The sequence below is a fragment of the Vibrio sp. YYF0003 genome (genome assembly GCF_036350715.1).
GTDB lineage: Bacteria > Pseudomonadota > Gammaproteobacteria > Enterobacterales > Vibrionaceae > Vibrio > Vibrio natriegens.
Genome location: NZ_JAZDWA010000003.1, coordinates 381,528 through 404,250, shown reverse-complemented (window position 1 = coordinate 404,250; position 22,723 = coordinate 381,528). Strand labels below are relative to the sequence as shown.

Below are 22,723 nucleotides of genomic sequence, written 5' to 3'. Positions count from 1 at the left end.
CTCTTATTCCTCCCCAGCAAATACAGGCAGTTTGATCAGCGATGGTGGCGCTTGCTTCTTAGCGATGCGCAGACCTTGCTGTACAGCAATACGGTAGCTTTCAGGTAATGTTTCCCATTGACGAGTTTGTTGGTTCCACATACCCGTTTCACCGCCGTCTGGAGATTGGAATAGAAGTGCCGTACGACCAATACGCAAGAAGTCGTAAGTCACAACTTCGCCGCCACGGTCAAGGCTAGCTTTGTAAGATTCGATTGAGCGCGAGAAACCTTCTTCGATTTGGTAAGCTTCCATTACTTTACGGAATTTCTCTGAAGTCGTTACGTCTGCACGATCCATCAGGCGACGTAATTCTTGAACGCGTTTATTACGTTCTTCTTTTTGGAACGGCAAGTCGAGCGTCACGAATTCGTCTAGTGCATCGATCATTTTTAGTGTTAGAGGGACAACTTCGGTTGCCGTTTGATCGATTTGAGCAATCTGATTGTTTAATGAATCCAACTCACCTTGTTGAGATTGAACCATACGGTTTATTTGCTCATTGTAGACTTTCATGCTGTCGATTTGACGAAGTAAGCCTTTGTATTCAGCCAACATGCCTTCAGTGCTTTCAGCATAGTTGTCGATTTTTTGTTGTGAAGCCTGTGAAGACTTAGTGGTTTGTGCTTGATTAGAGACTACGGTTCCTGAGTCAGCAGCCATTGCTGCACCACTTACCGACAGGATCGCGGCAGTCAACGCACTTACGCCAAATTCCTTTAACGTCATAGTAGCATCCTTGTTAGTGTATAAAGTCAGTCGAATAGGGCGCAGGAAATCCTCCTGCGCCAAAGGTCTTAATTAAAAGTTTTGAGAGTATTTCAAGAAGTAAACGCGGCCTTGAATGCTGTATAGGTCTGACTCATAAGTCACGCCATCAGCTTCAAATGCTGGATCTTCGTCAGTCAGGTTACGTACACCTGCTGTGAATTTTGCATCCCATGGAGCCAGGTAGTTGTACGCCACGTTCCACGTTGTTTGTGAAGAGATGTGGCCAATTTTCTTGTAGTTGTCATCAACATCTTGCGCCTGGTCTGCGATGTGATCTGCAGATAGGTAGATGTCGTGATCTTCAAGGAAGCTCACACCAACACCAGAGTTGAAGCGGTACTCAGGCAAGCCGTTGCGGCCTACTTGGTTGTTTGTTGGACCGCCAACGTATTCAGGTGTGCTGTAGTCAAGTACGTAGCTACCCATAAAGTCGTAACGAACGGTTGCGTAATCGAAGTCGTAACGGTAGCCCAGTTTCAGGTCGATACCAGAAGTGTCTAGTGTACCTAGGTTCTGAAGGCCCGCTGTTGCTTCTACGATACGACCATTTGCATCACGGATGATGTTCGGGTTAGAAACGCCAGAGCTACGCTCTTCGTCGATCATGCTTTGCAGAGTATTCAGTGTGATCATGTCATCAATGCTGATGTTGTAGTAATCCACTGTTACGTCTAGATCTTCGATTGGTGAGTAGCTCACACCAAAGTTAAACGATACTGATGTTTCTGCTTCCAGATCTTCGTTGGCAGTACGAGTCACATCGTATTGAGTTTCTGGACAGTCTGCATATGCAATGCCATTCGCTGAACAGTAGCTGTAGTCTTTTGCGAAGTCTGACGAGTAGCTGTCAGCCGCGTAAAGGTCAGATAGTGTTGGAGCACGGAAACCCATGCCAGCGCCAGCGCGGAACATCAGGTTATCAAGAGGCTGGTAACGGAATGATACTTTTGGCGAGATTTCATCACCGAAGTCACTGTAGTGGTCGTAACGAGCCGCGATGTTCATTTCTAGCTCATCAGTGAATGCGATCAAAGATTCCGCGTAGAATGCGTAAGTTTCGCGATCACCTGCAGCAGAGTTACCCGCACTACCGATGATGTTACCCGCTTCACTTTGTGGATCGTAGATGTCTGAGTAATCGTAAGTTGTGAACTCGGCACCAAGGTACAGTGGAATCGTTACGTCACCCACTTGCGCAAGGTCAAACTGAAGACCGCCAGAGAATTGGTGCATTTCCATTTCTGTTTCACGGCCAGTACCTGCAGAAAGCTGATCTGTCGCGTCTGCGCTGAACTCACCGTTTACAAATTGGCCTGACTCAGCCAGTTGTGATGCTGCTGAACCGAAGACATAACCAGTACCTGTTTCGCTACCGTTGGAGTAGTTCATATGGTAGCCAGCTTCCCAAATCACGTCACCGAATGTGTCAGTGTAAAGCGTGCCATCTAAACCTGCTTTGAAGTCAGCCTGGAAGTCTTTAACGGTATTATCACGTGTACCAACGTTGTTGAAACGGTAGTAGACGGCTGCTGGACCTTTCGTTGGATCAAGACCATTTTCAGTGAAGAAATCAGCACCGCCACTAGTAGTAGGATCAACGGTAAAGTAGCCTGCAGCAGGTGCAAAACGGCCAAAACTTTCGTTACGGTTCAACAGTAGCTGTGAGTTAAACGTAGTGTCGTCAGTCAGGAAGATATTACCGTTAACAAATACAGTGTTACGCTCTAGAGAGGCAGTTTGAGCCGCTTCGCCAGTGTAGTCGTAACCACAGATGTCACCCAGGCCCGGGTAGTTTGTTAGGCCAACAAACCCTTTTGATGTACAAGATGCATCAGTGTTGTAACCGTTAAGCGCTTTCAACTCGCCGTCATGGTACACGTTACGTCCGTAAATACTTACGCCAGACATATCGAAGTAGTTCGCTGCGTCAGTATTCGTTGAGCTTAGGTAATCGCGATCGCGTTGGTAGATTTCATCTTTGCTGTCATGCTCAAACGAGAACATGATGTTACCTTTCTCGCCGCTGGTACCCATCACAAGCGCAACGTTTCCTTCATCACCGCCTTCCTGGCTAGGGATGCCTGAACCAACCGTTACGTTAATGCCATCAAACTCTTCTTTCAGGATGATGTTAACTACACCAGCAACCGCATCAGAACCGTATACCGCTGAGCCACCGTCGGCCATTACTTCAACACGCTCAACAATCGCTGATGGGATAGCGTTGATGTTTGCTGCGCCGCCACCCATGGTTGCAGAACCAGGAAGACGTTTACCGTTAACAAGAACCAAAGTACGTGAAGCGCCTAAACCACGCAGAGACATGGTTGCCTGGCTTTGCCATGAGCTACCAGAGCTTTCACTGTAAGAACCAAATGAGTTGAATGAAGATTTACGTAGAACGTCTGCAATCGATACGTCACCAGCACGTTCGATCTCCGCACGACCGATCACTGCTATCGGAGTGCTTCCTTCCATTGATGCGCGCGTAAGGCGCGAACCAGTAACTTTCATTTTTTGAAGTTTTTCAACTTGCTGCTCTTCTGCCTGAGCTGCTACAGGTGCGAAAGCCGTCGCCGTACCCAAAGCAAGGCTGATCGCAACAGATAAAGCTGTTGTGTTTTTATACATCCTTGTTGCTCCAATTTATTATTATTTCCTGTGTCTGGTCGTAAACGACCAAATGTGACGTTAATGTTTCGTTAACGTGCGGCCAATGTATAACCGAGGTCAAAAAAGGAAGTCAAACCAGTAGTAAACTAGGATGGTCAAATGTAAAAAAGATGTAAAAATCTGAAGAGATTGTGAATTGCAGAATAATTAACCAAGCAATTATAAAAAAATGACATTAAACCTCGATAAAACACCGTGTTTTGTCTTTCTTGTAAACTTTAATGGGTTATGTTGTGTATGGTTTTTAAGCGGGTAATTGAATCTGAAAAAAAGTATTTTTCCAGTGAATAATTCTGACATGGGTTTTATATGTAAAGCTAATCAAGTTAGCTCTAGCACGTAGGGTGGTATCAAAATATGATACCCGTTGCTACCAAAGGGCTCACTCGTGATTTCGAGTCAATATGCTTGGTTGGGAATTGTCTTATTATTCTTAATTTCTGCATTTTTATGTAGGGTTTTGGCTCTAATTTAGTCAGATTGATATTCTGTATGAATTATTTTTGTGGTTTTTTATCATTTTTTACCAAAATATTGCGTTTTTTTTGATAGTGGACGAAGTGCGTCATGTTTTGTTTTTAAACACTTGAAGCCAATGTGGATTCAAGCTAAATATGACGCTGACATTATTGCAGTGATAAAAAACAAGTTATTGACCCACATGGAACGTGCTTCAGTGATTTGAATTTCTGCAAGATAGATATGCACCATTTGGGGCCGGTATTTTTTCTGTTACGCCGGTCTAAATTGGACAGTAGACAAGGAGCAAGTTGTATATGCTGTCGTACTTTTTACGCCGTTTAGCGTTAGTGATTCCGACGTTTCTCGGAATTACCATTCTTATTTTCGCCATTACTCGTTTTGTACCGGGTGGACCTGTTGAGCGTATGTTGTCTCAAATGCAATCACAGGGAGATGGCGCCGCCTCTATGACGTCTGCGGGTGGTAACACCGCGCTTTCTGACGATCAAATCGCAGAGTTAAATGCTTTCTATGGTTTGGACAAGCCAGTGATGGAAGCGTACGTCGAGTGGTTAAGTCGATTGGTTACTTTAGATCTTGGTGAATCAACCCGTTACTACGAGCCAGTATCAGAGATGATTGCAGAACGACTGCCTGTTTCTCTGTTTTACGGGGGGATGACGTTCTTTATCAGTTACTTCATCTCCATTCCTCTCGGTTATTACAAGGCGCTCAAGCATGGCTCCGTGTTTGATTCCTCTTCCTCGATATTGATATTTGTTGGCTATGCCTTACCTGGGTATGTGGTGGGTGTGCTTCTCATTACCTTGTTCAGTTATCACCTCGAGTGGTTCCCTATGGGAGGCTTTGTTGGCGATGACTTCGATGACTATGAAACCTTCTTTGAGCGAGCCAAGGACATCATGTGGCATGCCGTGTTGCCATTGATTTGTTATCTGATTGGTGACTTTGCCACGCTGACAATGACGATGAAAAACAACCTGATGGAAAACCTGTCATCAGATTACATTCGTACTGCAATCGCAAAAGGTTTGCCTTTCAAGAAAGCTGTTCGCCGACATGCTTTGCGTAACAGTTTAATTCCGATTGCGAGCCATTTCGGTAACTCTTTACTTTTCTTTATGACGGGTGCATTCCTGATCGAGGTTATCTTTAACATCGATGGTATTGGCCTGCTGGGCTACGAGTCCATCATGGAGCGTGATTATCCTGTAGTAATGGGCATTGTTGCCATCAACGCGATCTTGTTGTTGATCGGTAACATCATTTCAGATGTCTGTGTTGCTTTAGTCGACCCTCGTGTGAAGTTTGGAGCGTAAGATGTTTACAGTCAGTCCATTAACTCAAAAGAAAATTCGCCACTTTAAAGAGATCAAACGTGGTTACTGGTCATTCGTGGTGTTATCAATCATGCTGATCCTCTCTCTGTTTGCAGAGCTGTTGATCAACAGTAAAGCTCTCGTCGTGAAGTATGACGGCAGTTTCTACTTTCCTGTGGTCAGTGATGTACGCTTAGGAAGTGATTTCGGCCAAAACTCCGCAAGTGAAGCAGATTACCGTGTACTGCAGAAGGTGTTTGAAGAGCAAGGTGGAGATAATTTTGTCATTTTGCCGATCGTTCCTTGGAACCCGTATGAGCAGGATTTCAGCGGTGATTTCCCACCAACAGCACCGAGCGCTGAGAACAAGCACTATTTAGGTACTGACGTTATCGGTCGAGATATCTTAGCTCGTCTGGTTTATGGCTTTAGAACCGCGATGGGATTTGCTTTGCTAACCATGATCGTCTCGTACGCGATTGGTACCGCAGTCGGCTGTACGATGGGTTTCTGGGGCGGAAAATTCGATTTGTTCGTTCAGCGATTGATCGAAATTTGGTCGATGGTGCCATTCCTGTACGTGATTATGATTCTGGTTTCAATCGTTCAGCCCACCTTTGCGCTCTTCGTCGCCATCAACGTGCTCTTCTCCTGGATGGGGATGACGTGGTACATGAGGACCATGACCTATAAAGAGTCGGCTCGTGAATACGTGATGGCAGCGCGTGCTTTGGGTGCATCAACGGGACGTATTCTATTTAATCATATACTTCCTAATACGATGGTTATGATTGTAACACTGGCTCCATTTACTATTGCGGCTAACATTACTGCACTAACAGCGTTAGATTACTTAGGCCTTGGCCTAATGCCACCAACACCGAGCTGGGGTGAGCTACTGCAACAAGGTAAGTCGAATTTAGACTCGCCATGGATTGTGTCTTCAGTAGTGACTTCAATTGTATTGGTATTGGTGATGGTGACCTTCATTGGTGAAGCGATCCGAGCGGCTTTCGACCCGAAAAAATTCACACGCTATGTTTAATTAAGCGAGTGAACAAAACATAAAAAAGGGAAGTTTTATGAATAGATTACTTTTAGCGTCTACGTTGACCGCCCTGAGTTTCGGTGCGATGTCCGCGACGCTCCCGACTGACTTAGAATGGAAAACAAACTGGGATGAGCCGCAATATGGCTCTCCAGAAGCTAAGCGTGGTGGCACTTATCGCACTTATATGTCGAGTTTTCCGCAGACATTACGTAGCGTAGGGCCAGACGCGAACGCAGGACTGCGTGCTTTCTTGTTAGATGACACTCCGGGGTTGGTGGTGCGCCATCCGGATACTTTGGAATTCATTCCTGAGCTGGCAAATGAATGGGCGTTGGCTGGTGATAATAAGACGGTTTACTTCCGACTAAACCCGAAAGCGAAATGGTCGGATGGCAAGCCAGTGACTGCAGACGATTTTGTCTTCATGCTCAAGTTCTACCGTTCCGCAGATATTCTTGAGCCTTGGTATAACGACTACTACAACAAAACGGTCGCAGACGTCGTTAAATTCGATGATCACACGTTTTCAGTTGTAGCAGCTAAAGAGTTCAACCAAGAAGAACTGATGTTGAGAATGGGCGCGTTACGCCCACGCCCAGCGCATTTCTATGCTAACCCTGGCAAAGATGAAAACGGCGATGGCATCCATGATGATTTTGTTCGTTACTACAACTTTAAAAGTGAACCAACCACAAGCGCTTATTACCTGGATGATATCAAGAAAGGCAAAAGCGTAACGTTTAAACACGTTGGTAAAGACTGGTGGGGCTATAGCAATAAGTACTACCAAAACCGCTACAACGTCGACAAGATTCGTATCACTGTCATTCGTGATAATGACATTGCGATGAAGCACTTTGAGAAAGGCAATCTCGACGCCTTTGGCTTAATACTACCAAGTTTGTGGCATGATAAATCGAACACGGAACCGTATCAAAAGGGCTACATCGAGAAGTTCTGGGGCTACAACCAATATCCTGTAGGGGCTGGTGGCCTTTGGATCAACACGGCGCAACCGCTATTGAATGATCTTAATGTGCGCAAAGGTGTCACCTACGCGACGGATTTCGATGGCATGATCGAAAATGTCTTGCGCGGTGACTACTCTCGTAAGCCTAATCCAACCGGTTTTGGGCATGGCAAATACTCGCTGCCGGATGTAAAAGCACCCGCCTTTGATGTCGATAAAGCTATTGCAGCATTTGAAGCCGCAGGCTTTGACCAAATTGGGGCTGACGGCATTCGCGTTAACTCTGAAGGTCAGCGACTGAGTTTCGAGTTGACCTATGGAACGCCTGTCCACACTCCGCGTATCGCTTATCTAAAAGAGCAGGCTAAGTTGGCTGGTTTGGACATTGAACTGAAACTGGTGGATGGTTCTTCGATGTTCAAATATGTGCGTGAGAAAAAGCACGATCTCGCTTTCCTGACCATGAGTACTTCTGAAATTCCAACCTATTGGGAATACTTCCATTCGGTCAATGCCAATAAGCCGCAAACGAACAACTTCACCAATTACAGCACACCAGAGCTGGATGAAAAAATCATGGAGTATCGTTTCGGTTTAGATATGGATAAGAAAATCAAACTCGGACACGAAATACAGCGCAACATTATCGACGCGCACGTGATCATCTCGGGCTACATGGTGCCTTACGTTCGCTACGGCCACTGGCGCTGGCTGAAGCTACCAGAAAAACCGATGAACCGTATGACAGAAGCACTTTACAGTGATGGTGTTATTGGTGACGGCACATACTGGATCGACAGTGATGTGAAAAAAGAAACTCAAAAAGCGATGAAATCGGGTAAGACATTCGAGCCTGTGGTTGAAATCGACGACACCTATAAGCTGTAAGGAGGTGTTATGGAAAACGATGTAATTTTAAGTGTTAAAGACCTCGAAGTAGAATTTACGACCGACGATGGGCCGGTAAAAGTACTCCATGGTGTGAACTTTGATGTTCGAGCCGGACGCACGCTTGGCTTAGTGGGTGAGTCGGGCAGTGGTAAGAGTGTGACCTCGATGTCTATTATGGGACTGCTGCCGAAGCCATACGGCAATATTGTTAAGGGTGAAGTGAACTACCGCGGAACCAATCTGGTGGATTTGCCTGCAAATGAAATGTATGCCATGCGTGGTAACCGCATTTCTATTATCTTCCAGGATCCAATGACGGCACTGAACCCTGTTCACACCATCGGCCGTCAGATTTGTGAAGTACTCGAACTACACCGTCCAGAACTGGATAAGAAGTCACGCGAGTCCTATGCGATTGAAATGTTGGATAAAGTAAAAATTCCAATGCCAGAAAAGCGTCTTAACGAGTATCCGCACAACTTGTCTGGCGGTATGCGTCAGCGTGTCATGATCGCAATGGCACTAGCTTGCAAACCGGACATTTTGATCTGTGACGAACCAACAACTGCACTGGATGTAACCGTACAGGCGTCTATCCTTGAACTAATGAATGATCTTCAGGAAGAGACGGGGATGGCGATGATCTTCATTACGCACGACCTTGGTGTGGTGGCAGAAGTGTGCGACGACGTGGCTGTGATGTATGGCGGGCGCATTGTTGAAAAAGCAGAGATTTTTGAACTGTTTGATAACCCGCAGCACCCATACACCGAGCGTTTGATGGGATTGATGCCAAGCTTAGATAATGAACCTAAGCAGATGATCGACATCAAACCAATAGATGCAAGTATGTTTGCTCACTAGTACAAAGTGAACGAGTCATAAAAGAGGATGTTATGGCAAAAGAAGTATTAAGAATTGAAAATCTTAAGCAGCACTTTGTATCTGGTAAAGGACTGTTTAAGAAAGGCTACACGATTAAGGCCGTAGACGGTGTGTCTCTGTCTGTCGGTGAAGGGGAAACTCTGGGTCTGGTAGGAGAATCAGGCTGTGGTAAAAGTACCTTAGGTCGAACTATATTAAAGCTTTACGAACCAACGGAAGGCAAAATCTTTTTCGAAGGCAAAGATATCACCAAGTTGTCGGTAAAAGAGATGCGCTCTCTGCGTAAAGATATGCAGATTGTATTTCAGGACCCGATGGAGTCGCTTAACCAGCGCCACACCATCGGCATGATTCTGGAAGAACCCTTTGTTATTCATAAAATTGGTACGCCAGCTGAGCGCAAACAGTGGGTGAAAGAGTTATTGGTTAAAGTGGGCTTGCCAGAAACGGCAGTAAACCGTTATCCACATGAATTTTCTGGTGGTCAACGTCAACGTATTGGTATTGCTCGAGCGATTGCGTTAAAACCAAAACTCTTGATTTGTGACGAGTCTGTTTCGGCTCTGGACGTTTCCGTTCAGGCTCAGATTCTGAACCTGCTGTTACAATTACAGCAAGAAATGAACCTGGCGATCATCTTTATCTCGCATGACTTATCGGTGGTTAAACATGTCTCAGATAAGGTCGCAGTGATGTACTTTGGTAAGGTGGTAGAAGCGGGTAACGCGAAAGAGATCTACGCCAATCCTCAGAACGAATACACCAAAAAGTTGCTATCTGCTATTCCGATTACGCACCCTAAATACAGGAAGAAAAAGCGTTTGGCTGAAAAAAAGCAGCGAGTGGCGTAAGCTGTGCCACTTCTAGGTTAAACAATAAACGCTCCGCCAAATAGTCGGAGCGTTTTTGTTATGTATGATTTTACAGCTAGCATGCTAAACTCAGCTTTATCTCTTTGGTTTCATTTGGATAATTGACTATGGCGTCAGAGTTACCTAAATCATTCAGCCGACCGTTCTTAAAAATCTTCCATATCTTTGAGGCGATATTGTTGGTCGCTATTACCTTGGCGACCTTGTATGCCATGGTAGAAGAGTTCATCCATGTTTTTATTGAAAAACGAGTACTGCTAACAGACATCTTGTTGATGTTTATCTATCTCGAAGTGTTAGCGATGGTGCGGCAGTTTGTGATGAATGGGAAAATTCCGGTTCGTTACCCTATCTATATAGCAATGATGGCGATTGCTCGTTACATCACACTTGGTATGAAAGAGCTGGATGCAGTTCCTGTTGTTTGGCTATCTCTAGCGGCGTTGATACTTGCGGCGGCGACATTGTTAATTCGTATCGGTCATCATTACTGGCCGTACGTAGATAACCGCACGGCGGAAAAAGACGAGTAAAGCAGGCTTTATCCCAAATGGTGAAATCAATCAGTGGCTGAACTATTGTTATTCAGCCATTTTTTCATAGTAAAGCCGCTGCTGCTCATTGAGTTCTTCTCTGATTTTTGCGGTTTCCTGTTCATTCCCGAGCAAGCTAAGACAATAATCCATGTCGGCTTGTGTAAAGCGTTGCTCTCTTTTGGCCTTATGGGCGAGGGAACGTATCGGGGCTGAACATTGGTTACGCTGGGTAATTTCTTTAAGGGGTTTACACGGTTTATAAGCCTCAAAGGCAAATGACATCGGTAAGTAGCCAGTCCACTTTAGTTGTTTGGCCATGATTGAGCAGTGCAGCAACGCTTCTGCGCGTTCTAAGTCGACTTCCGGTTCTTGCTCTGCTTTGCCAAGCGGAGAAAAAAGCAGAGTAAATAGTATGCTGCTATAAACAAGAGATTTATTGATCATAATATGGCCTCGTTTTATAGCTGGCTCTCTTTGCTAACGGCAATGTATGTGGTTTGTGATAAATAATTATAGTTTATAGGTTTGCGTAAGTGTGCTTATTCATAGTAAGAGTAAAGGTGAAAGAGCGCTGTTAAATGAGTTTGGGTATGCCCATTTACTTAAAAAGCGCGATTTGAAGATTAAGTCCGCCCGTTTTAGGTGTTAATTAAGATATTTCTATCTGGTTTTTTTAGTGTTTAAATGAGCCCCTGCCTTGTCGGATCTACAGTTATCTTGTCCCTTTGAACCTTATTTTGAGATCTGACTCGAAATATACGCTTGAGAATGAAGTGCACAAATAATTAAGTTTTTTGTAAATTCGGACTTTGAGGAAATATTCCATATATATTGGCTGAGAGTCTAAACGGTTTTTTAAATCAATATTGGACTTTATTTTTAAAGTTGTTACTTATTTCAGTGTTATTTGATGTTTTTTAATTTGTGTTACTTCCGGTGTTACCAGATTATTAATATTTAGACTTGTTATTTAAGGCTATTTAATTTTCGAATTCTTTAAGCCTAAGTGATTTTGTTAAATGTATGTTAAATAAAGGGTCTGTTCTCATTAAGCTTATCACCGGTGCTGTTGCGATAATCATGCCACTGGATAATCTAACTATCTTCTTGTTTACCAGGTGTTACATTTCTACTGCCTTATAGTTGCCTCGTCCCTCTCCAATTAACAGATTAAGATGACCGTTTAATGTCTATGCTGGAAGAAAACGAGTGATTGATGGGATTGTTTGTCAGAGTCTAATTTTTAGAATTGTCATTACCCAATTGGTGGGAATGATATGTCAATTTTAGGCAATTTATCTGTCGAAATTGTGCAAACAGTTTTTTACATTCATATTGATTTCTTATATGATGGCCAAAATTCTAAAATTCATATATTAATCAAGGTTAAAGATAATAGAGAACTATTATTGCGGCTCTTTATTGGTATACCCTCACTTGCATAAAAAAGGAGATTCAAGTGAAACTTTCACTATTGGCAATCGCGGTTGGCTCCATAATTTTAGTCGGCTGTAATGATAGTAGCACTGATACTGTATCGTTTTCTAAGGATGTACGTGCATTCGATGGTGCTGTTCAAGGTATGACTGGTCAGTATGATTGTGACGACGGCTCAAACGGCACTATCAGTGCGACTGACTACGATGGTTTTAGCACTATTGAAGATGAAACGTTTGCAACTAGCCCTGAAACTTGTTCTTTAACCTTCACTAAAACTGACGGTGCCGTGGATACATCTAACGGTAAAGACATGTCAAACGTAAGCTACAGTGTGCCAAAAGGTTTGCTCCAAGCAGGTCAAGAAGCAGCGGCAACGCCATTGACGACAATTATTGCCAAAGTGCTTGGTGATGACGTGTATTCTGAAGAAGTTGCTAAAGAAACTTTGATAAAACTGGGTATCGATGTTGACCAACTGAACAATGATGGCGTACAAATTGATGTTCTTGAGCTACTCACTGACCCAGAAACAGCACTAAATGCTATCAAGGTAGCTAATCCAGACGTTTACTCAGAAATCATGGTAACGACAGTTGTACTGTCTGACACACTTGTTGCTCAAGGTGACAAAGCAGATGTAACTGTTGATCAACTTGCTAATGTTGCTAGAAGGGTAAGTCAGGCTGTTCTGAGTGAACATCCAAACTATCCAGAGAATGACAATGGTGACGAAATCTATGTTGATCTTTCCGAAGCATTGGAAGATGACGCAGTATTCAGCGAAATTGCTGATGCTGAACAAGACGAAGATATCGACTCGACTGATCCAATCTTTGATAAAATTACTGATGATATAGAATCAGCTAGACCTGCGATTATCCCGCCTCGCCCACCAACAGGTGGTACAGGTGGTACAGGTGGTAGTGGTAGTGAAGGCGGCGGCGGCGCTTAATCACTTTCACTTTCCTTATCATCGTTAAAAGATTAGTCACCCATAGCGCTCGCTTTGGGTGACTTTTTATCAATGGATGTATCGCATGTTCAAACCAAATTTTTCCTTGCAAAGCTGCATAACAGCTGTTTTGCTCTTAGGCCCCTGTACCAGTTTTGCTTCACCCGAAAACCTCTCTTCATATCAGAGTTTCACCGGCTTGGGATTTACCCCAAATGCTCAGGTGATTGATACTGGGGATTTTCATGTTTCTTTCAGCCAAGGCGTACCTTATCAGGGGGCTATTGCTCAACTTGATGACTGGTTTTTTGGTGCCGGCATTTTTTCTGGTGTCGAAGCCGGGGGGAGAATCGTGACTCAAACTTATGATTGTAATAAATATCTCCGCGAAGATTGTGGAATTCGAGACTTGTCTGCATCATTTAAGGCTCAAGTACCGTATATCTATGACTTCACCGGTATTCGATTAGCCGTGGGAGCTCAAGATGTTGGTGGTGCTGCCAGCAACTTTAGATCGGCGTATGTCGTTGCAGATAAGACTTTCGAAAACTATGGGTTACGTTTTAGTACTGGTTATGGAAAATCCGACCTTAGTCTTGGGATAATGGACGGGCCTTTTGGTGGGGTAGAGTGGCAGCCTCTGTCCTTTACTCAACTTGTTGGCGAATACGATGCCAGCGAATTCAATGTCACAGCAAAGGTTTTCACTCCCGAGGGCTTTTTGCCCTATGGCATTCAAACCTCTGCTCATGTTGAACTTTACACCGGCCATGAGAAAAGTGATCAGACGTTATGGGGCGTTAATACTGCCATTCCATTATTAGGTTATAGCAGCAATAGCATTAATAGCCGTAAGCGATTGAAACTGGCTGAACAAGAATCGACTGAGCAGCGTCTGGCCTCTGAGTTGGCTGAAAGTAAATCAACCAGCCTGACATCTTTGCAGCAAGCCCTCAAAAATGAAGGCTTTATCAATATTCAAACGGGCACTCACCTTAACCAATTTGTTGTTGCCCTAGAAAACCGACGTTATAACCACAATGAAGTTGACGGGGTCGGTGTGGCCTTGGGCTTAATCGCAACAAACTTAAGTCATAATACACTCGCTGATATGGTAGGTAGCAGTGATGCGCCAGTGATCAATGTGCTGTTGCTGAATAACAATATTCCAGTAATGCGAGTTTCCACGACACTTGACTGTTATCAGGGCTTTTTGGCGACAGGTGAGTTATGCGAGCAGACCTCGTTTTCCTCAAAGCACCTTAATGAATACCGAAAACAGACTCAATGGATCCACCAGAGTATCAACGAAGGAATCGGTCGTTCACAACTTATTTTTGCACCGATTATGAATTACAACGTTGCCACGGAATACGGTGTTTTTGATTATTCAGTCGGTCTTAGTTCCAATCTGTATACACCCCTGTGGCAAGGCGCTGCGTTTGATATCCGACATGTATTGCCACTTGATGATAGCGATGATTACGACAGCGGTGGTCTGTGGGAAAACCAAAGTTTAGATAATGAGATCAACCGTGTTCTTATTCACCAAGCTTTCCGTCTACCTATTGATATCATGACTCAGTTTTCTGCTGGTTATATCTATGGTGGTTACCTTGGCGGGATGAATGAAACGCAATGGAATTCACCTGAAGGGAACCATGGCGTTAGCTTCCAAATTAGCGAATTCACCTACAAGGATGATGTAGACTCACGTGGCCGTCAAATCGAAGACAAAGCGACCCGCTTAGCCAATTATACCTATTCAAAACCAGACTGGAACTGGCAGTTAAGTTTACGAGGTGGGGAGTATTGGTTTGGCGACAAAGGCTTTGATATCACGACCACGCACTGGTTGGGTGATGCTAAATTCTTTGCGAAATACTTAAACAGTGAAGATGAAGAATTCCTGACTCTTGGGGTCTCTTTACCGTTGACACCTTGGCGAGACATGAAGCCGGGATATTTACAGGTTAGAGGTATCGACGAATATGAGCTAATCGTGCAAACGCGAATCAACGAGTCCCACAATAACCTCAGTACTGGCCTTGGTCAGTCTATTGAACTGCAACACAGTCTGGAGCGTGAGTATCTTAACCGTTCGAGGCTAACACCAGCGTATTTTAATACCAACCAACAGCGTATGAGAAATGCGTACATTCGTTTGTTAGAGCAAGAACTGTAAGTAGAATAAAAGTAATATGTAAGGGCGGTTACCTAATTTAGGTACCGCCCTTTTTTCTTTAGAGGGTTAGATATGTGAGAGTGATAAATACCCTAGAAAATATTATTCGATGTTCTGGATCTGTTCACGCATCTGTTCAATCAGAACTTTTAGCTCAACGCCAGATGCCGTGATGTCCGTGCTGATTGATTTGGACGCTAGTGTGTTCGATTCTCGATTGAATTCTTGCATCATGAAATCCAGACGACGACCGACAGCGCCCCCTTTTTTCAGAATGTTAGTCGTTTCTTTTACGTGAGAGTCGAGACGATCCAGCTCTTCTGCGACGTCAGATTTTTGCGCCAAAAGGATAAGCTCTTGCTCCACGCGAGAAGCATCCAGTTCCACTTTGGCATCTTCAAACTTAGAGAACAGACGCTCACGTTGCCACTCCAGGATTTCTGGCATGCGCGCACGAACTTTTACCACTTCTGCCGTTATAGCATCTAGGCGTTGTTCGATAAGCGCTTTCATGTTGTCGCCTTCACGGCCACGAGCATCAATAAACTCACCTAAAGCTTCATCAAAAGCACTCAGTAAAACCTTGTTTACTTCATCCATGTCTTGCTCTGGCGTTTCCATCACACCTGGCCATTGCATGACTTGGAATGGGTTGATGCGGCTTAGCTCGCCCGTCATATGCATCACTTGCTCTGCCGCTTTAATCACTTGGTTTGCCAGAGTTTCATTGATGCTAAGTTCTCCTTTCGCTGCTGGGTTCGCTTCAAAACGAAGGTTACACTCAACTTTACCGCGAGCTAGGCGTTTACGAAAACGCTCGCGTAGCAAGGGTTCTAGTGCTCGGAATTGTTCTGGCATGCGGAAGTAAGTTTCCAGGTAGCGCTGGTTTACACTGCGAATTTCCCATACCGCCGAACCCCAATCGCCTTTCACTTCTTTGCGCGCATACGCTGTCATACTGTAAATCATCGAATTTTCCTGTCTTCAATTTTTTGAAAATTACCTAGAGAGTGTATCACGGAGTGAGAATAGGTGCGCGGGATGTAGCGAGATGTACTAGGGAAATGTGCATCGATTGCATTACTTGTGACCTAGGAATCCGGAATCGATTCCGCTATAATCTTCGCCCAACCAAATCGTCTTCTCCTCATATTAAGGTAGATGCCCATGCGTCCAAACGATCGCAAGGCGGACCAAGTTCGCCCAATCAAAATTACTCGTAACTACACCGCTTATGCTGAAGGCTCAGTATTAGTGGAGTTCGGTAATACAAAAGTGTTGTGTAATGCGACCGTCGAAGAATCTGTACCGCGTTGGCTAAAAGGCCAAGGTAAAGGCTGGGTAACTGCAGAATACGGCATGCTGCCACGTGCAACACACTCTCGTACTCGTCGCGAAGCGGCAAACGGTAAGCAGGGTGGCCGCACGATGGAAATCCAACGCCTTATCGCTCGCAGTCTACGTGCTGTTGTCGATTTAAAAGCGATGGGTGAGTTCATGATCACCGTTGACTGTGACGTAATTCAAGCGGATGGCGGCACAAGAACTGCTTCAATCAGTGGTGCAAGTGTTGCGATGGCAGATGCGTTCCAGCACCTAATTGAGAGCGGCAAGCTAAAAGCAAACCCAATGAAAGGCCACGTAGCGGCGGTTTCTGTTGGTTTGCTAGGTGATGAAGTACTGTGTGACCTTGAATATGTTGAAGATTCAGCCGCGGATACCGACATGAACGTTGTTATGACTGAAGAAGGCAAGATGATTGAAATCCAGGGTACTGCAGAAGGCGAACCGTTTAGTCACGAGCAGCTGATGGCACTGCTGGAGTCGGCGAAAATCGGCATTAGCGAAATTGTCACGGCGCAGAAGGCGGCGTTAGAAAATTAATTTTTAAAAGTAGCTTCCCCGCAAAGGAAGCTATTTTTTTGCGTATTTATAGGGCTTTTGTCCTAGAACTTTAATACTGATATCCACACACTGAAAATTGAGAGAAATCCATGAAAGCATACCAGCGTGAATTTATTGAGTTTGCACTTGAGAAAGAAGTTCTTAAGTTTGGTGAGTTTACTTTGAAATCAGGCCGTAAGAGCCCTTACTTCTTTAACGCTGGTCTTTTCAATACAGGTCGCGACCTTGCTCGTCTTGGTCGTTTCTACGCAGCCGCATTGGCAGACTCAGGTATCGAGTTCGATGTGTTATTTGGCCCTGCGTACAAAGGTATCCCTATCGCGACGACAACAGCAGTAGCACTTGCGGACCACCATGATATCGACACGCCTTACTGCTTTAACCGTAAAGAAGCGAAAGACCACGGTGAAGGTGGCAACCTGGTCGGTTCGGCTCTTGAAGGTCGCATTATGCTGGTTGATGATGTGATCACAGCAGGTACCGCAATTCGTGAATCGATGGAAATCATCAAGGCGAACGGTGCTGACTTAGCTGGCGTGTTGGTTGCTATTGACCGTCAAGAAAAAGGCAAGGGTGAGCTGTCTGCGATTCAGGAAGTTGAGCGCGACTTCGGCTGTGCGGTTATCTCTATCGTGAGTTTGGGTGACCTAGTGACTTACCTTGAAGAGAAAGGCAACGCTGCAGAGCACCTAGATGCTGTAAAAGCATACCGCGCGGAATACGGCATTTAATCTATTCTGAAGCTTTAAAACGTAAAAAAAAGGGGCTGGTGGATATCCATCAGCCCCTTTTTATTTTGTTACCACTTATCTGTAGCGAATGCCTTTTGGCACGTTTTCATCCTGCATGGTTTTGTAGCGCTTATGCAGCCACATCCATTGTTCAGGAGCGCGTAAGATGACTTCTTCTACGTATTTGTTCATGTACGCTGCTGCGGCAACTTCGTCTTTTTGCGGGAAATCGGCTTCAATGCATTTATCTGCAATGATTTCATACTTGCCCTGCTCATTGCGGAAGCCCGAACCCGGAACAATGGCACACTTCGACGTATAAGCCAGAATGCTTGTACCTGTGGTGGTACACGCATCTTCTACTGCGAAGAATGGTACATACACCGATTTGTTGCGTCCGTAATCGTGGTCAGGTAGGTAGAACAGACGTTCACCACTACGCAAGACGCGAATCATCTTTTTCACGTCTTTACGGTCAATCAGTTTGTTGCCGTTATGGGTGCGGCCCCAGTACTGGATAAAGTTATAAGCTGGATTATCGTGTGGACGAAACGCACCGTAACCAGCCAGTCCCATGACTGCAAAAGCACGTGCGGTGATTTCAAGGTTCAATGCATGCACACAGCAGAGTAGGACGCCTTTTCCTTCTTGCGCCTTTTCTTTCAGAGCACCAACATCTTTTTCCACTAGCAGCGTTTTAAAGCGCCAAGTTGGCCAGAACCAGGTAATGCCGGTTTCGATCAGTGCCATGCCGGTGTTTTTGAAGTTTTCGGTAACGATACGATCGATGTCTTCTTGAGACTTGTCCGGAAAAGCCAACGCAAGGTTACGCTTTGCGACGTGTACTCGTTTTTTACCATAACGCATGCCGAGCTTACCCACCGATTGGCCCAACGACAGAAGCAAGCGGTAAGGAAGAATATTAACGATGATCGCCAGTAGACCAAACCCTATCCATACCCCCCAGTTACGTGGATGGAGAAGGGAAAGAGAAAACTCTGGCTGCATTTGTTTGTCTTTACTCATAATCTCTACTTAATTTGTGCGCTGAGCAATGCCCAATATTCATCAAAGTTGGCAGTAGGTTGATATTTGAAGTCACTACGAACAAAGCGGTTTAGACTGCCCTCTACTTGGCCCAGGATCTGTGCCGCAAGAATGCGTTCTTCTACAGGGAAAGATTTCCCTTCACGAAGTTTACGTTCTCGTAGGATCTGACGCAGCTGTGTTTCAATTCGTTCGAATAGCTGATTGATTCTTTCACGCAGGCGTTCATTCTCAAACATTAGAGCATGACCTGACAGAATGCGTGTCAGACCAGGGTTACGCTCCGAAAAGACCAGAATCAGATGCATCACCATACGGATACGCTCCAAGGTATCTTTTTCGTCGTCAAGAATACGGTTAATACGAGTCATTAATGCTTCTTCAATGAATTCGATCAAACCTTCGAACATACGCGCTTTACTTGGGAAATGGCGGTAGAGCGCCGCTTCTGAAACGCCAACTTGTTTCGCCAGTTTTGCCGTAGTAATACGTGAAGCGCCTTCTGTAGATTCAAGCATCTGTGCTAACGCTTGCAAGATCTCTTCACGACGATTGGATTTTTTACTGCCGGCCATTAGTTATTTCCTTTCAAAATACAAAGTTGAGCGGAGGGGATTATAAGACGCTAAGTCGGATCAAACTAGACTACTGAGGGTGGATTGGGAGTTACAACACCCTCAATTGTCATGTTTGTAATAAATTTTCGCCAGTTTCTTATCAAAAATGAGCACTAATTACATTAATGCGTGCATTTTTTCGAGGATTTTAAAACTCAGTGCCTCTTTAGATTCTAAAGCGAGAGCGAGTTCACCTTCTGGCCAGAAAAGAGTAATCGCATTGTCGTTGCTGTTGAAGCCTTGTCCTTCAACCGATACGTCATTTGCACATATCATATTGAGGTTTTTCTTCACTAACTTACCACGAGCATAAGTTTCGACATCGTTAGTTTCAGCGGCGAAGCCGACAGTGAATGGGCGCTTGTCTGTCATGGCTGCAACCGACGCAACAATATCAGGGTTTTTCACCATTTTGATGACCATTTGATCGTTGTCTGCGGTCTTTTTCAATTTTTGAGACGCGATGTCTTCTGGTCGGTAATCGGCTACTGCGGCGCAACTGATAAACGCGTCATGGTTGGTGGCGTGCGACATTACAGCATCATACATTTCCTGAGCGCTTGCGACGTTAATGCGTTCCACGCCCGCTGGGGTACTTAAACTTACAGGACCACTTATTAGAGTAACCTTAGCACCAAGTTGCGCTGCTGCATTCGCCAGTGCAAAGCCCATTTTTCCTGAGCTGTGGTTGCTGATGTAGCGAACAGGATCGATCGCTTCGCGAGTTGGACCGGCGGTGATCAGTACTGATTTTCCTTCGAGCACTTTAGGCTGAAAAAACTGCTCACACAGATGCACCAGTTGCATTGGCTCTAACATACGGCCAGGGCCGACATCACCACATGCTTGTTCGCCAGCGCCTGGCCCCCAAATGTGCATGCCACGACGAGCCAAGGTTGCGATGTTCTCTTGTGTTGCCACATTACTATACATCTGTTGGTTCATTGCCGGAGATACCGCAACTGGTGAATCAGTGGCTAACACTAGAGTTGTCAGGAGGTCATTTCCCATCCCTGCCGACAGTCGAGCAATCAAATCAGCCGTTGCTGGCGCGAGCAAGACTAAATCGGCCCATTTTGCTAATTCAATGTGCCCCATCGACGCTTCAGCGGCGGGATCAAATAGGCTGTCAGAGACTGGGTGGCCAGAGACCGCTTGCATGGTGAGTGGAGTAATAAACTCCTGAGCCGCCTTGGTCATCACGACGCGCACTTGTGCGCCTCTCTCTATTAAACGACGAGTTAGCTCCGCACATTTATACGCGGCAATACCGCCACTGATGCCGAGTAGAATTTTCTTTCCTGCTAGTGTTTGCATGTGAGATCTCCAATTTTTCTGGCGACGAGTTTAGCACAACTCAAACTGCTGCCACCCCGTATAACCCCAAATAACCTTAAGAAGCGGTTTTAGCTCGTGCTGAAAACACCGTCGCAACCACCATTCCTATATCGAATTACTTGGCAATAGCGCTCAGTTACCACGCTCTGAACTCTTAATTTGAAGTCATTTTGGGGTATTTCTCACCAGAAACTAATCGAAATCAAACTCGGAATAGTATTCGGTTGAGCAGCCATAAAAATTCCGCATACTTCCCGGCAAATTTGAACCTAGTTTGAATGATTGAAAAGAAAAATAAGGTCATAGTTCATGATATTAAAAAGTCGAAATAAATTGTTGCTGATCACTTTAATTCCCTTACTGTTGATCACTACATTGATATCGGTGGTGTATTACATCAATAGTAGTAACAGTCTAGAAGATGAGTTGGGTCGCGATAGGCATGAGTTGTTCGAGACTCGCAAGAAAGAGCTGGCTGCTCACATGATGATGGCGGTAACCGCGATTAAGCCGCTTTATGACGCTGACGTAAACGGCAGCAATAAAGAGGCCGCGAAAGAAATTTTAAGGGCGATGCGCTTTGAAAGTGATGGTTACTTCTTTGCTTACGATTCCAAAGGCGTGAATACGTTGCATGCCATCAAGCCATCACTAGAAGGCAAAAACTTATATAACCTTAAAGATGAAAATGGCGTTGCAGTGATTGCTGGCTTAATTGACTCTTCAAAAAGAGGCGATGGTTTTTTGTCTTTCTCTTGGCATAAACCAACCATCGACGCACAAGCACCCAAGTTAGGTTACGCAGAGTATTTGTCGAAATGGGATTGGGTTCTCGGTACTGGCATTTACATTGATGATATTGACCATCAGGTTGCCAAGCAGCGTGAGCTACGCATCCAGGAGCTGAATCAAAACACTTTATTTGCCGTGATGATCTCGGTCATTGGCCTCATTTTTACCAGTATCTTAACTAGCATCGTGGTTTCTAAAGGCATCAAGCCTTTGCAGCATGTGGTCAACTCTCTGAAAGATGTGGCTGCTGGCGGTGGTGATTTAACCGCTCGGTTAAAAGTAGAAAGCAAAGATGAAGTAGGAGAATTGGCTGCAGCATTTAACGAATTCATGGATAAGCTGCATCCGTTAATGACAGACATTCACCGTTCTGCATCGACTGTACAGAGTGTTTCTAAAGAGCTGAATGACAAAACCATCACAGCGAGTGACCAGATGCAAAGCCATTGTCTGGAAACCGATAAGGTGGTGACAGCGGTAACACAAATGAGTATGACCGCAAAAGAAGTCGCCAGTAATACCAGTGCAACGGCAGAGGCAATAGAGGATGCAAACAGCCAAGTGACAGAAGCTCAGCGTGAAGTAGAGCAGGCGATTGATGGCATCACTGATTTAGTTGAGGAAATTAACAGCACATCGGATGCTATTTTGGCGCTGAGCCAACAGACGGATCAAATCACTAAAGTATTGGATGTGATCGGAGAGATTGCTGAGCAAACAAACTTACTGGCGTTGAACGCAGCGATAGAAGCAGCGCGAGCGGGAGAGCAAGGGAGAGGTTTCGCTGTGGTGGCCGATGAAGTTCGCTCGCTTGCCAGCCGTACGCAAAACAGCACCCATGAAATTGGAGACATGTTGAAACAGTTGAGAAGCGGCGTTTCACGTGCTGTGACCACCATGTCTGCAAGCCAAGAACGCGGAGTGAAAACGGCAGAAGAATCAGCGCTTATCCAGCAGTCTCTGTCGAGTGTTCATCAATCCATTGGCACCATCAGGGATATGGGAATTCAGACTGCGTCGGCAGCCGAAGAACAGAGCGCGGTCTCTGAAGACATCAATCATAACTTGGTCGCGATTCAACAAATCGTAAATAGCATTACTGACACCCTGCAACACGCGGAGACGATCAGTACTAAGCTGTCGCAATCCGGAACTGAGATTAACGATCTGGTTGGTAATTTTAAACTTTGATGAACCACTAAATTACACAGAAAATCAGAACGGAA

The 22,723-nt window shown here is 45.0% G+C and carries 18 protein-coding genes; 11 read left to right on the top strand and 7 right to left on the bottom strand.

The window, feature by feature from the left end:
- Positions 1-3 precede the first annotated feature (3 nt).
- Positions 4-768 carry a DUF3450 domain-containing protein gene (locus V1U08_RS12160; protein ID WP_176290599.1) on the bottom strand — a complete coding sequence of 255 codons (765 nt, stop codon included), beginning with the start codon at positions 766-768 and terminating at the stop codon, positions 4-6.
- A 72-nt stretch (positions 769-840) separates the two neighbouring features.
- The gene (locus V1U08_RS12155) at positions 841-3,441 is read right to left on the bottom strand and encodes a TonB-dependent receptor plug domain-containing protein (RefSeq protein WP_118117439.1); all 2,601 of its coding nucleotides are present in this window, start codon (positions 3,439-3,441) and stop codon (positions 841-843) included.
- A gap of 818 nt (positions 3,442-4,259) precedes the next feature.
- Here V1U08_RS12155 and V1U08_RS12150 point away from each other — a divergent pair.
- The 6 genes from V1U08_RS12150 to V1U08_RS12125 all read left to right on the top strand — a co-directional run bounded on the left by V1U08_RS12150 (position 4,260) and on the right by V1U08_RS12125 (position 10,487).
- Positions 4,260-5,285 carry an ABC transporter permease subunit gene (locus tag V1U08_RS12150; RefSeq protein WP_014230569.1) on the top strand — a complete coding sequence of 342 codons (1,026 nt, stop codon included), beginning with the start codon at positions 4,260-4,262 and terminating at the stop codon, positions 5,283-5,285.
- Between the two features lies 1 nt (position 5,286).
- Complete coding sequence (locus V1U08_RS12145) at positions 5,287-6,330, top strand: ABC transporter permease (RefSeq protein ID WP_330470689.1); 1,044 nt, start codon at positions 5,287-5,289, stop codon at positions 6,328-6,330.
- A gap of 37 nt (positions 6,331-6,367) precedes the next feature.
- The gene (locus V1U08_RS12140; protein WP_330470688.1) at positions 6,368-8,194 is read left to right on the top strand and encodes an extracellular solute-binding protein; all 1,827 of its coding nucleotides are present in this window, start codon (positions 6,368-6,370) and stop codon (positions 8,192-8,194) included.
- Between the two features lie 9 nt (positions 8,195-8,203).
- Positions 8,204-9,061, top strand: a complete 858-nt coding sequence (locus V1U08_RS12135; protein WP_014230572.1) for an ABC transporter ATP-binding protein — start codon at positions 8,204-8,206, stop codon at positions 9,059-9,061.
- A 32-nt stretch (positions 9,062-9,093) separates the two neighbouring features.
- Positions 9,094-9,933 carry an ABC transporter ATP-binding protein gene (locus V1U08_RS12130; protein ID WP_014230573.1) on the top strand — a complete coding sequence of 280 codons (840 nt, stop codon included), beginning with the start codon at positions 9,094-9,096 and terminating at the stop codon, positions 9,931-9,933.
- 128 nt (positions 9,934-10,061) lie between these two features.
- Complete coding sequence (locus V1U08_RS12125; protein WP_014230574.1) at positions 10,062-10,487, top strand: phosphate-starvation-inducible protein PsiE; 426 nt, start codon at positions 10,062-10,064, stop codon at positions 10,485-10,487.
- A gap of 48 nt (positions 10,488-10,535) precedes the next feature.
- Here the strand turns inward: V1U08_RS12125 and V1U08_RS12120 are convergent, their stop codons facing one another.
- Positions 10,536-10,934, bottom strand: a complete 399-nt coding sequence (locus V1U08_RS12120; protein ID WP_330470687.1) for a hypothetical protein — start codon at positions 10,932-10,934, stop codon at positions 10,536-10,538.
- 1,015 nt (positions 10,935-11,949) lie between these two features.
- Between V1U08_RS12120 and V1U08_RS12115 the strand changes: the two genes are divergently transcribed.
- Both V1U08_RS12115 and V1U08_RS12110 read left to right on the top strand, forming a co-directional pair.
- On the top strand, positions 11,950-12,882 hold the full coding sequence (locus V1U08_RS12115; RefSeq protein ID WP_330470686.1) for an excinuclease ATPase subunit: 933 nt from the start codon (positions 11,950-11,952) through the stop codon (positions 12,880-12,882).
- An 85-nt stretch (positions 12,883-12,967) separates the two neighbouring features.
- Positions 12,968-15,067, top strand: coding sequence for a YjbH domain-containing protein (locus tag V1U08_RS12110; RefSeq protein WP_330470685.1), 2,100 nt, complete (start codon positions 12,968-12,970; stop codon positions 15,065-15,067).
- Positions 15,068-15,169: 102 nt separating this feature from the next.
- Here the strand turns inward: V1U08_RS12110 and V1U08_RS12105 are convergent, their stop codons facing one another.
- Complete coding sequence (locus V1U08_RS12105; RefSeq protein ID WP_014230578.1) at positions 15,170-16,036, bottom strand: YicC/YloC family endoribonuclease; 867 nt, start codon at positions 16,034-16,036, stop codon at positions 15,170-15,172.
- 198 nt (positions 16,037-16,234) lie between these two features.
- Here V1U08_RS12105 and rph point away from each other — a divergent pair, with 198 nt between their 5' ends.
- Together rph and pyrE are read left to right on the top strand one after the other, a co-directional pair.
- Positions 16,235-16,951 carry a ribonuclease PH gene (gene rph / locus V1U08_RS12100; RefSeq protein ID WP_025533765.1) on the top strand — a complete coding sequence of 239 codons (717 nt, stop codon included), beginning with the start codon at positions 16,235-16,237 and terminating at the stop codon, positions 16,949-16,951.
- A gap of 110 nt (positions 16,952-17,061) precedes the next feature.
- Positions 17,062-17,703 (top strand): orotate phosphoribosyltransferase, encoded by a 642-nt coding sequence (gene pyrE, locus V1U08_RS12095; protein ID WP_014230580.1) that lies wholly within the window; start codon positions 17,062-17,064, stop codon positions 17,701-17,703.
- Between the two features lie 75 nt (positions 17,704-17,778).
- Here pyrE and V1U08_RS12090 read toward each other — a convergent pair whose 3' ends face one another.
- The 3 genes from V1U08_RS12090 to coaBC all read right to left on the bottom strand — a co-directional run bounded on the left by V1U08_RS12090 (position 17,779) and on the right by coaBC (position 20,684).
- Positions 17,779-18,729, bottom strand: coding sequence for a Kdo(2)-lipid IV(A) acyltransferase (locus V1U08_RS12090; RefSeq protein WP_330470684.1), 951 nt, complete (start codon positions 18,727-18,729; stop codon positions 17,779-17,781).
- Positions 18,730-18,734: 5 nt separating this feature from the next.
- On the bottom strand, positions 18,735-19,325 hold the full coding sequence (slmA, locus tag V1U08_RS12085) for a nucleoid occlusion factor SlmA (protein ID WP_014230582.1): 591 nt from the start codon (positions 19,323-19,325) through the stop codon (positions 18,735-18,737).
- Between the two features lie 159 nt (positions 19,326-19,484).
- Positions 19,485-20,684, bottom strand: a complete 1,200-nt coding sequence (coaBC, locus tag V1U08_RS12080; protein WP_330470683.1) for a bifunctional phosphopantothenoylcysteine decarboxylase/phosphopantothenate--cysteine ligase CoaBC — start codon at positions 20,682-20,684, stop codon at positions 19,485-19,487.
- Positions 20,685-21,014: 330 nt separating this feature from the next.
- Here coaBC and V1U08_RS12075 point away from each other — a divergent pair, with 330 nt between their 5' ends.
- Positions 21,015-22,688: a methyl-accepting chemotaxis protein gene (locus V1U08_RS12075; protein ID WP_330470682.1), complete on the top strand. Its 1,674-nt coding sequence runs from the start codon at positions 21,015-21,017 to the stop codon at positions 22,686-22,688.
- The last annotated feature ends 35 nt before the right edge of the window (positions 22,689-22,723 follow it).

Coding starts and splice junctions, on each gene's coding strand:
- V1U08_RS12160 (WP_176290599.1), bottom strand. CDS start 768: ATGACGTTAAAGGAATTTGGCGTAAGTGCGTTGACTGCCGCGATCCTG.
- V1U08_RS12155 (WP_118117439.1), bottom strand. CDS start 3,441: ATGTATAAAAACACAACAGCTTTATCTGTTGCGATCAGCCTTGCTTTG.
- V1U08_RS12150 (WP_014230569.1), top strand. CDS start 4,260: ATGCTGTCGTACTTTTTACGCCGTTTAGCGTTAGTGATTCCGACGTTT.
- V1U08_RS12145 (WP_330470689.1), top strand. CDS start 5,287: ATGTTTACAGTCAGTCCATTAACTCAAAAGAAAATTCGCCACTTTAAA.
- V1U08_RS12140 (WP_330470688.1), top strand. CDS start 6,368: ATGAATAGATTACTTTTAGCGTCTACGTTGACCGCCCTGAGTTTCGGT.
- V1U08_RS12135 (WP_014230572.1), top strand. CDS start 8,204: ATGGAAAACGATGTAATTTTAAGTGTTAAAGACCTCGAAGTAGAATTT.
- V1U08_RS12130 (WP_014230573.1), top strand. CDS start 9,094: ATGGCAAAAGAAGTATTAAGAATTGAAAATCTTAAGCAGCACTTTGTA.
- V1U08_RS12125 (WP_014230574.1), top strand. CDS start 10,062: ATGGCGTCAGAGTTACCTAAATCATTCAGCCGACCGTTCTTAAAAATC.
- V1U08_RS12120 (WP_330470687.1), bottom strand. CDS start 10,934: ATGATCAATAAATCTCTTGTTTATAGCAGCATACTATTTACTCTGCTT.
- V1U08_RS12110 (WP_330470685.1), top strand. CDS start 12,968: ATGTTCAAACCAAATTTTTCCTTGCAAAGCTGCATAACAGCTGTTTTG.
- V1U08_RS12105 (WP_014230578.1), bottom strand. CDS start 16,036: ATGATTTACAGTATGACAGCGTATGCGCGCAAAGAAGTGAAAGGCGAT.
- rph (WP_025533765.1), top strand. CDS start 16,235: ATGCGTCCAAACGATCGCAAGGCGGACCAAGTTCGCCCAATCAAAATT.
- pyrE (WP_014230580.1), top strand. CDS start 17,062: ATGAAAGCATACCAGCGTGAATTTATTGAGTTTGCACTTGAGAAAGAA.
- V1U08_RS12090 (WP_330470684.1), bottom strand. CDS start 18,729: ATGAGTAAAGACAAACAAATGCAGCCAGAGTTTTCTCTTTCCCTTCTC.
- slmA (WP_014230582.1), bottom strand. CDS start 19,325: ATGGCCGGCAGTAAAAAATCCAATCGTCGTGAAGAGATCTTGCAAGCG.
- coaBC (WP_330470683.1), bottom strand. CDS start 20,684: ATGCAAACACTAGCAGGAAAGAAAATTCTACTCGGCATCAGTGGCGGT.
- V1U08_RS12075 (WP_330470682.1), top strand. CDS start 21,015: ATGATATTAAAAAGTCGAAATAAATTGTTGCTGATCACTTTAATTCCC.